Origin of the sequence: Mycolicibacter sinensis (genome assembly GCF_001673565.1) — a bacterium.
GTDB classification, from domain to species: domain Bacteria; phylum Actinomycetota; class Actinomycetes; order Mycobacteriales; family Mycobacteriaceae; genus Mycobacterium; species Mycobacterium sinense_C.
The window spans coordinates 1-8,885 of sequence record NZ_LZMF01000080.1 but is presented as its reverse complement, the minus strand read 5'-3'; the positions used below and the strand labels follow the sequence as shown (position 1 = coordinate 8,885).

Below are 8,885 nucleotides of genomic sequence, written 5' to 3'. Positions count from 1 at the left end.
CGGCCGCGCGCCACGTCGCCGCAACCGCTGGTTCGACGGGTTCATGCGGCTGGCTCGCCGACCTGGCGCTGGCGCAGGCCTACTGCTCGGAGGCGTTCGTCTTCGTCGGCGCCACCAACATTCAGGTGCACGGCGGGATCGGGTTCACCTGGGAGCACCCCGCCCACCGGTATCTGCGCCGGGCGCGCGGCGATGCCCAGCTGTTCGGCAGCCCGTCCTGGCACCGCGAGCGCTACCTGCGTGAGATCGGAGCGTGAGATGACCGAAGACGCTGCCCTGCGCGCCGAGGTCCGCGACTGGCTGGCCGCGAACTGGTCACCCGAGGTCGACCGGGCGACCTTCGCTGCGGCCGTGTTCAAGGCCGGGTGGACGGCGCCGTCGTGGGAGCCGTCCTGCTACGGCCGTGGTCTGACCGACCGGCAATCACGTTTGGTGGCGGCCGAATTCGCGGCCGCCGGAGCCCCGGGTACCGGACACGACCGGGCCGACCTGTTCGCCTGCACCGTGCACGATTGCGGCTCCGAAGAGCAGAAGCGCAGGCTGCTGCCCCCGGCGTTGCGCGGGGAGAGCAAATGGTGCCTGCTCTACAGCGAGCCCGGCGCCGGGTCGGATCTAGCCGGCCTGCGCACCCGTGCCGAACGCGACGGCGACGACTGGATCGTCAACGGGCAGAAGGTGTGGACGTCTTTCGCGACCACCGCCGACTACGGCATGTTGGTGGCGCGCACCGACCCCGATGTGCCCAAGCACAACGGCATCACATTCTTCATGCTGCCGATGCGACGGCCCGGCGTGGAGATCCGCCCGATCCATCAGATCACCGGCGAATCGGAGTTCAACGAGGTATTCCTGACCGACGCCCGGGTGCCCGACGCGAACCGGATCGGTGAGCCGGGCGCCGGCTGGTCGGTGCTGCAGGTCGCATTGGGCTACGAGCGCCGGCTGATGGGCGACATCGCCCGCACCACCCGCAGCCGCCGCGACAAGTCCAGCGACCTGGTCGAATTGGCGCGCGACGCCGGCTGCCTCGGCGACTCCCACATCCGTCAGCAGATCGCCCGCGCGCATGCGCTGTCCACGGTGAACCGGTGGAATACCCAGCGGGCCAAGACCAGTCCCGACCGCGCCGAGGCCGCTACCCTGCTGGCGCTCGGCAAGATCGCGATGTCGCGGATTCTGCACGAGACGGCCCGGGTGGCGACCGAGATCGTCGGCGCCGAGGCCATGCTGAGCGGACCGGAGAATCCGGTCGGTGACGCCGTCACGTTCCGGGCGCTCAACGCCTACTTCACCTCCATCGGTGGCGGCACCGACCAGATTCAGCGCAACATCATCGGTGAGCGGGTGCTCGGCCTACCCAAGGAGCCGGATCCCTACCGGGATGCCCCGTTCCGCGACCTGCCGCACTAGAACTGCAGTGCGGTGAAGCGCCAGTCCAGCACCTGGCGATCCGACTCATCCCCGGCCGCATAGACCAGCGACCGCAAACTCAGGATGTTGTCGGCGGCCGATTCGACGTGCAGTTCGCTGTAAAGGGTGTCGCCTTCGTGGACCGGCCCGGTGTGATCGCAAGACTGCCAGCCCAGCACCGTGACCAGATTCGGCAGTAACCGGCAGGCCTGGGCCAGCGCCAACCCGATGGTGTGCCCGCCGTAGACCAGGCGCTGGCCCGCCACCCGCGAATCATGATGAGTGGCAGCGATATTGAGGGTCAGGCGGGCCAACTCGGGGGCCAAGCTGACCACGTCGCCGGTGCTGGTCAACACGGCCCCTGCCAAGCCGGGGTCGAAGTGCGGGCCGGGCACCCGCCGCCGGAACTCGTCGGCGTCCCAGTGCGCGGTGACATCCGGCGGTGCCGCGAGTCCGCTGCCGACGGCCGACAAGTCGTCGCGGTGCCCGGTGTTTTCGGCGCCGGGCGACAGCGGCAGCATCGCGCAGCGGTAGAAGTCGAGCACCAGCCGGTCGACCTGATCGATGGTGGTCACCCGCAGGGCCGCTAACCCGGTCGGTTCGCGGCCGGGTTTGACGGAGTTTTGCTTCAACCCGACCACTTCGGTGCGGGTGAACAGGGTGTCACCGATCACCGGGAAGTGAAAGAAAGCCAGACCCCGGTAGAACAGGTTGGCCTTGACCCGCCGGGTGGCAGGCGTCGACTGCCCGATCGCGACGTCGCACACCAACCCCGGGTGAGCCAGCGCCGCGGTCGCCCCGGTGACAACGTAGGACAGCTGAGTGTCCAGCGGCAGCCGCAACCGGTCGCCCAGGATCGCCTGGTGCAGCGCCGCGGCACCTGCAGTCAGCGTCATCGACGGAGCCGCGTCGAAGACCTGGCCGACATGGAGTTCGTCGAAGTAGGGCTCGCTGGTCATCTCAAAATCCTGACATACGGTGAACCGATGACGTCCCCGCTGAGCGACGAAGAGTCGATTCTGGTCGAGACCGTGCGCCAATTCATCGACCGGGAGGTCAAGCCGTCGGTCCGCGACGTCGAGCACGCCAACACCTACCCGGAGGCGTGGATCGAGCAGATGAAGCACCTGGGGATCTACGGCCTTGCCGTCCCCGAAGAATATGGCGGCACAACGGTGTCGATGCCGTGTTATGTGCTGGTCACGCAGGAACTGGCGCGTGGCTGGATGAGCCTGGCCGGGGCGATGGGCGGGCACACCGTCGTCGCCAAACTGCTGACCCTGTTCGGGACCGACGAACAGAAGCGCCGCTACCTGCCGGCCATGGCGACCGGGGAGCTGCGGGCCACCATGGCGCTGACCGAGCCGGGCGGCGGCAGCGACCTGCAGAACATGACGACCACCGCGGTATCTTCTCCGGCCGCCCCGGACTGCCTGGTGATCAACGGTTCCAAGACCTGGATCTCCAATGCCCGCTATTCGGGGTTGATCGCGCTGCTGGCCAAGACCGATCCGAAGGCCACCCCGCGGCACAGCGGGATCTCGGTGTTGTTGGTGGACAACCCGATTGCCGGGCTGACGGTCTCACGCGATCTGCCCAAGCTGGGATATAAGGGCGTCGAGAGCTGTGAACTCAGCTTCGACGGCTGCCGGGTGCCGGCCACCGCGGTGCTCGGCGGCGCGCCCGGCCACGGTTTCGCGCAGATGATGAAGGGCCTGGAGACCGGTCGCATTCAAGTTGCGGCCCGCGCGTTGGGGGTGGCCACCGCGGCGCTGGAGGACGCGCTAGCCTACGCCCAGCAACGGGAGAGCTTCGGCCAGCCGATCTGGAAGCATCAGAGCGTCGGCAACTATCTGGCCGACATGGCGACCAAGCTGACCGCCGCACGCCAGCTCACCCGCTACGCCGCCGAACGCTACGACAGCGGCCAGCGCTGCGACATGGAGGCCGGCATGGCCAAGCTGTTCGCCTCCGAGGTGGCCATGGAGATCGCGCTGAACGCGGTGCGCATCCACGGCGGGTACGGCTACTCGACCGAATACGATGTCGAGCGCTATTTCCGGGATGCCCCGCTGATGATCGTCGGCGAAGGCACCAACGAGATCCAGCGCAACGTTATTGCCGCGCAACTGGTTTCGCGCGGCGGGATCTAGCCCCGCCCGGCACGCCCAGCGAAGGCCCAACGAGAAACACCCCGCACGATTGTGCGGGGTGTTTCCCTTGCGCTGTCCGGACTACTACGGGAGGACGGTGCCGGGAGTGCCGGCGTCTCCTGCGCTACCGGCGTTGGGGCCGGTACCCGCGGCACCACCGGTGCCCGCGGTACCACCCGTGCTGCCGGTACCCGGGGTGTCACCCGCGCCGCCGTTGAGACCGTCGTCGCCCAGGTGCGGGGTGAGCACGTCGCCGCCGTTGCCGCCGTTACCGCCGTTACCGCCGGTAACGTCACCGGCGCCACCGGCGCCACCGTCGCCACCCGCACCACCGCGGACGTTGTCGATCGGGCCCGAGGAGGAGTCACCGGAGGTGGTGGCCCAGTTCGGGTCACCCCAGCGGATGTTGCTGCCCTCGCCGCCGTTACCACCGGCGCCACCGTCGCCGCCGACACCGCCGGAACCGTCGGTGTTCTCCAGGCCCGCGCCACCGGCGCCACCGTGGCCGCCGTTACCGCCGTGCGCACCGCCGGCCCTCAGGTCGCTGCCGCCGTCACCGCCGTTACCACCGGCACCGCCTGTGGCTCCGGAGCCACCTGCGCCGCCCGCACCACCGGTACCGGCAGAGCCCTGCGGCCCCATCGTGCCGGCGCCATCCGGACCCTCAACGGATGCGTTGTCGGTCGGGTCCGCGAGGTTGCCGCCCTTGCCGCCGTTGCCGCCGTTGCCGCCGTCACCGATCTGGCCGTCGCTACCGTTGGCCGCACCGGCACCCGCCGCACCGCCGTCGCCGCCGGCGCCACCGGTGCCGCCGTTGCCCGGCGGGTTGTACAGGCCGTGCACGGAGTCGGTGTCCTCGTGGATCCGGGTGCTGCCCTGACCACCGTCGCCACCGTCGGAGCCGGCACCGCCGACGCCGCCGTTGCCGCCGTTGCCGGCCACGCCGCCGCCGTTACCACCGGCGCCACCGTTACCACCGACCGCGCCGTTGCCACCACTGGTCGCCGGGACGGACGGGTTGATGGTGCCGCCACCGGCAGCAGTCGAGCCGTTGATGCCGTCCACACCGTGCGTGCCGGCCGACGCGTTACCGCCGTTACCGCCGTCACCGCCGTCGCCGTCGACACCGTCGGCACCTGCGTTGGCGCTGGCGCCACCGGCCGCACCGCCGGCAGCCGCAGCCCCGCCGTTACCGCCCTGGCCACCATCGCCACCGTTGGCACCGTTGGCGCCCAGGCCGTTCACCGCCAGGCCGTTGGCACCCGTACCGCCGTCGCCACCGAGGCCACCGTTACCGCCGAGACCACCGTCGCCGTCGACACCGACCGAGCCGTTGGCCGAACCGCCGATACCGGCCGCGCCACCGACGCCACCCTTGCCGCCGACAGCGCCGTCGCCACCGTTACCGCCGACCGCGCCGTTTCCGGAGCCGTTGTTGTCGAACGTCCCGGCGTCACCGGTTGCGCCGTTACCACCGTGGCCACCGCTACCGCCGACACCGCCAGCGCCACCGTTACCGCCGATACCGACGAAGGACGAGCCAGCGCCACCGGCGCCACCGTTACCCGCGACCCCACCGGCAATACCGTTGGTGCCGTTGCCGTCGGAGCCCGTGGAGCCGTTGGTGCCGGTCCAGCCGGCGCCACCGGCGCCACCGTTGCCGCCATTACCCCACGCGCCCATGCCGAAGAAGTCCTGGGCCTGACCGGACGAACCACCGGTACCGCCGTCGCCGGCAGCCAGCGTGGCGGTGCCGTTGCCCCCGGCGCCACCGTCGCCGCCGTTGCCCCACATCTCGCCGCCGTGGCCACCGTTGCCGCCGTCGGCACCCAGGCCACCGGCACCGCCGTCGCCGCCGTTGCCGATACCACCGGCGTGGCCGCCGTTACCGCCGGCCACCTCGTCGAGGTTGGACGACCAGCCGTTGCCGCCGTCGCCGAACCACAGGCCACCGGCCTGGCCGTCGACGCTCTCCGCGGTGCCGTCGGCGCCGTTGCAGATCATGCCGCAGAAGCCGTCGGTGAAGGGCGCGAACATCTGGTTGATCACGCCGTTGACGCTCGAGCCGAAGTCAGAGTTGATCCAGTCCTGCAACAAGCCATGCAACGGCAGATAGAAGCTGTCCTGCCACATCTGGGCGAAGTCGGCGTCGAACAGCCCACCGTCGGCAGCGCCCGGGATGCCCCACGCGGTGGCGTCGAACAGGTCGAAGTTGGACGTGGTGCTGCTGGCCCCAAGGCCGAAGAAATCCCAGAACGCGTCCAAGCCGAAGTCGTCGGCTTGTGCAGCCGGCGCGGCCGCCAGGGGAGCCATCCCGAATGTCAAGAACGCCCCAACCGAGGCTGCGGCCCCGATGGCGCGATCACGCCGCCGCGACCGCTTCTGCCAAGTCTGTGCGCCCTCGTTACCGCGCCGATCGTCTGCCATCGCTGGCGACCCCTTCCTCAATCCTCGCCGAACCTAGCGTGTCCCTTAATGAATCCTGAGCCCCTGTCGGGCGGGTGCTGACGTTAGCGTCAATTCGGCCGGGTGTCCATTTTAGAGAACCGTTCGCTCGGAAAAAGGTCTCTTGTTCATGTTTAGCTTCCGTCACCTCGAGAACGGGCTGTGCTTCACGGGACGCCCGGCGCATTGCCGGCCACTTGGCCTGCTCGGTCGGCGGTGCATCCCGCGAGCAGACCGGCAGGCACCGCCACAAGTCCCGGTTGCGGCCTGCCAAGCGGTCCGGCCCTACCAGCCGGCGGCGGGCGGAGGGACCATCGAGGTATGGACACCTATTCCTGGGCCGTGGTCGGAGCAGGTCCGGCCGGCATCGCCGCGGTGGGACGGCTGCTCGACCATGGCATTGCTGGGAATGAGATCGCTTGGATAGACCCGGATTTCGAGGCAGGCGATGTCGGCGGCAAATGGCGCGCGGTCTCCAGTAACACCAAGGTCGGGCTGTTCCTGGACTACTTGAACGCGTCTCCATCGTTTCGCTTCGACGAGGCGCCGGCGTTCGAGCTCACTACCCTCGACCCGGAACAGACCTGTGCGCTCGGCATGGTCGCCGATCCCCTGGTCTGGGTGACCCAGCGGCTCTGCGAGCGCGTTGTTCCGTTGCGAACGGTGGCGACGGAACTCACGCTGCAGGACCGGCGTTGGACCGTGCACACCGAAGGCGGAAAGCTCAGCTCGACGAACGTGATCCTTGCAATCGGGTCGGTTCCCAAGAGGCTCAGCTATCCCGGACTCGAGGAGATCCCGCTCGAGGTGGCACTGGATCCCGGCAAACTTTCGCAGCTGGCCCTCGACGGTGCGACCGTCGCCGTATTCGGCTCGTCGCACTCGTCGATGATCGCCCTACCGAACCTGCTGCAGACCCCGGTACGGAAGGTGAACAATTTCTACCGGAACCCCCTCAAATACGCGGTGTACCTGAAGGATTGGATTCTCTTCGACGACACCGGACTCAAAGGGGAGGCCGCCCGGTGGGCTCGGGAGAACATCGACGGGACCCATCCGCCGCGCCTGCACAGGTGCTGGGTGGACGGTCCCGAGTTCAGCGAACGCCTCCAGGAATGCAGCCACGTCGTCTACACCGTGGGGTTCGAGCGCAGACAGCTTCCGCTGACGCCGCAATGGGGCCCACTGACTTACGACGACAGCAACGGAATCTTGGCGCCCGGGCTGTTCGGGATCGGCATCGCGTTTCCCGAATACCGGATAAACCCGTTGGGATCCGGAGAGTACCGGGTCGGCTTGTACAAGTTCATGCAGTTGCTCGACGACGCTCTGCCGCTGTGGCTGCGCTACAGCACGTGATCACACGGAGTACTTCGCCACCAGCTCGTTCTTGTACAGCTTGCCGGTGTCGGTGCGCGGCAGTTGCGCCTCGAAGGAGATCGAACGCGGACACTTGTAGTGCGCCATCCGATCCCGCAGCCAGGCCGACAGCTCGTCGGCGAAGTCGTCGGTGGCGTCGGACGGATCGACGGTCTGCACCACCGCTTTGACGCGCTGCCCCATCTCGTTGTCAGGAATCCCGAACACCGCCGCGTCCATCACCTTCGGGTGGGTGATCAACAGGTTCTCGGCTTCCTGCGGGTAGATGTTCACACCGCCCGAGATGATCATGTGGTGGCGGCGGTCGGTGAGGTACAGATAGCCGTCCTCGTCGAGGTAGCCGATGTCGCCGACGGTGGCCCACCCGCGGCTGTCGCGCGAATTGGCCGTCTTGTCCGGGTCATTGAGATATTCGAAGGCGTTGCCGCCCTCGAAGTAGATCTCGCCGGGCCGGCCGGCGGGCAGTTCGTTGCCGTCCTCGTCGAGGATGTGCACCCCGCCCATCATCGGCTTGCCGACCGAGCCCGGACGGGCCAGCCACTCCTCGGCGCTGATCAACGTCGAGCCGTGCGCCTCCGAGGAGGCGTAATATTCGTCGACGATCGGCCCCCACCAGTCGATCATCTGCTTCTTGATCTCGACCGGACACGGTGCCGCGGCGTGCATCACCCGTCGCAGGCTGGAGACGTCGTAGGAATTCCGGGCCGCCTCAGGCAGTTTCAGCATCCGGGTGAAATGAGCGGGCACGAACTGGGCGTGGGTGACCCGATAGCGCTGGATCGCGTCGAGGCAGCCCTCCGGATCGAACTTCTCCAGCACCACCGTGGTGATGCCGGCGGCCTGCACTTGCATCGACCACACCGAGGGGGCGGTGTGATACAGCGGCGCCGGGCTCAGGTAGACCGAGTCGGGCGTCATCCAGACCGCCACCAGCATCGACATCAGGCCCGGCGCCTCCGACGGCGGTAGGTGCGGCAGTGCGCGTTTGATGCCCTTGGGCCGGCCGGTGGTGCCGGACGAATACTGCAGCAGGTCGCCCTCGATCTCGTCGTCGATGGGCGTATCGGGTTGATCGGCAACGCATTCGGGGTAACGCTGCCAGCCCGGCAAGTCGTTATCTGCGATCAGCAGCAGGTCGGGAAGGCCTTGCGGGAGATGCTCGGCCAAGTTCTCACACGTCTTGCGCAACGCGGCAGATCCGATGACACCCTTGGCGGAGCTGTTGTCGATGATGTAGGCGGCCTCGGCCGCGGTCAGGTGGGTGTTGATCGGTACGTAGTACAAGCCGCTGCGGCGCGCCGCCCACATGACCGCGTGCATGTGCTCGTTGTTCTCCATGAGGATCGCTACGGTGTCGCCCTCGACGAGGCCGGCGCGGCGGAAGAAGTGCGCCAACCGGTTGGCGCGGGCCTCGAGATCGTCGAAGGTGATGACGATGCCCGACGGGTGCAAGATGATGGCCGGCTTGCCGGCGCCGACGTGTTCCCGAATCTGCAT

Annotated in this window: 7 protein-coding genes; 4 read left to right on the top strand and 3 right to left on the bottom strand. The window is 68.2% G+C overall.

The window, feature by feature from the left end; genetic code table 11:
- Window positions 1–257, top strand: a 257-nt coding sequence (locus A5648_RS12925; protein WP_267887818.1) for an acyl-CoA dehydrogenase family protein, incomplete at its 5' end; no start/stop codon positions are given.
- A 1-nt stretch (window position 258) separates the two neighbouring features.
- Window positions 259–1,410: an acyl-CoA dehydrogenase family protein gene (locus tag A5648_RS12920; protein ID WP_065024933.1), complete on the top strand. Its 1,152-nt coding sequence runs from the start codon at window positions 259–261 to the stop codon at window positions 1,408–1,410.
- On the opposite strand, the gene A5648_RS12915 is transcribed toward A5648_RS12920, so the two are convergent.
- Window positions 1,407–2,369, bottom strand: a complete 963-nt coding sequence (locus A5648_RS12915) for a MaoC family dehydratase (RefSeq protein ID WP_065024932.1) — start codon at window positions 2,367–2,369, stop codon at window positions 1,407–1,409. The two genes, A5648_RS12920 and A5648_RS12915, sit on opposite strands and share 4 nt — an antisense overlap.
- A 27-nt stretch (window positions 2,370–2,396) precedes the next feature.
- Between A5648_RS12915 and A5648_RS12910 the strand changes: the two genes are divergently transcribed.
- Window positions 2,397–3,563 carry an acyl-CoA dehydrogenase family protein gene (locus A5648_RS12910; protein ID WP_065024934.1) on the top strand — a complete coding sequence of 389 codons (1,167 nt, stop codon included), beginning with the start codon at window positions 2,397–2,399 and terminating at the stop codon, window positions 3,561–3,563.
- An 84-nt stretch (window positions 3,564–3,647) separates the two neighbouring features.
- Here A5648_RS12910 and A5648_RS24910 read toward each other — a convergent pair whose 3' ends face one another.
- Window positions 3,648–5,990 carry a PGRS repeat-containing protein gene (locus A5648_RS24910; RefSeq protein WP_065024931.1) on the bottom strand — a complete coding sequence of 781 codons (2,343 nt, stop codon included), beginning with the start codon at window positions 5,988–5,990 and terminating at the stop codon, window positions 3,648–3,650.
- Window positions 5,991–6,329: 339 nt separating this feature from the next.
- On the opposite strand from A5648_RS24910, the gene A5648_RS12900 reads away from it, so the two are divergent.
- On the top strand, window positions 6,330–7,367 hold the full coding sequence (locus tag A5648_RS12900; RefSeq protein ID WP_065024930.1) for an FAD/NAD(P)-binding protein: 1,038 nt from the start codon (window positions 6,330–6,332) through the stop codon (window positions 7,365–7,367).
- On the opposite strand, the gene fadD4 is transcribed toward A5648_RS12900, so the two are convergent.
- Window positions 7,368–8,885, bottom strand: a complete 1,518-nt coding sequence (gene fadD4, locus A5648_RS12895; protein WP_065024929.1) for a fatty-acid--CoA ligase FadD4 — start codon at window positions 8,883–8,885, stop codon at window positions 7,368–7,370. It lies immediately after the preceding gene.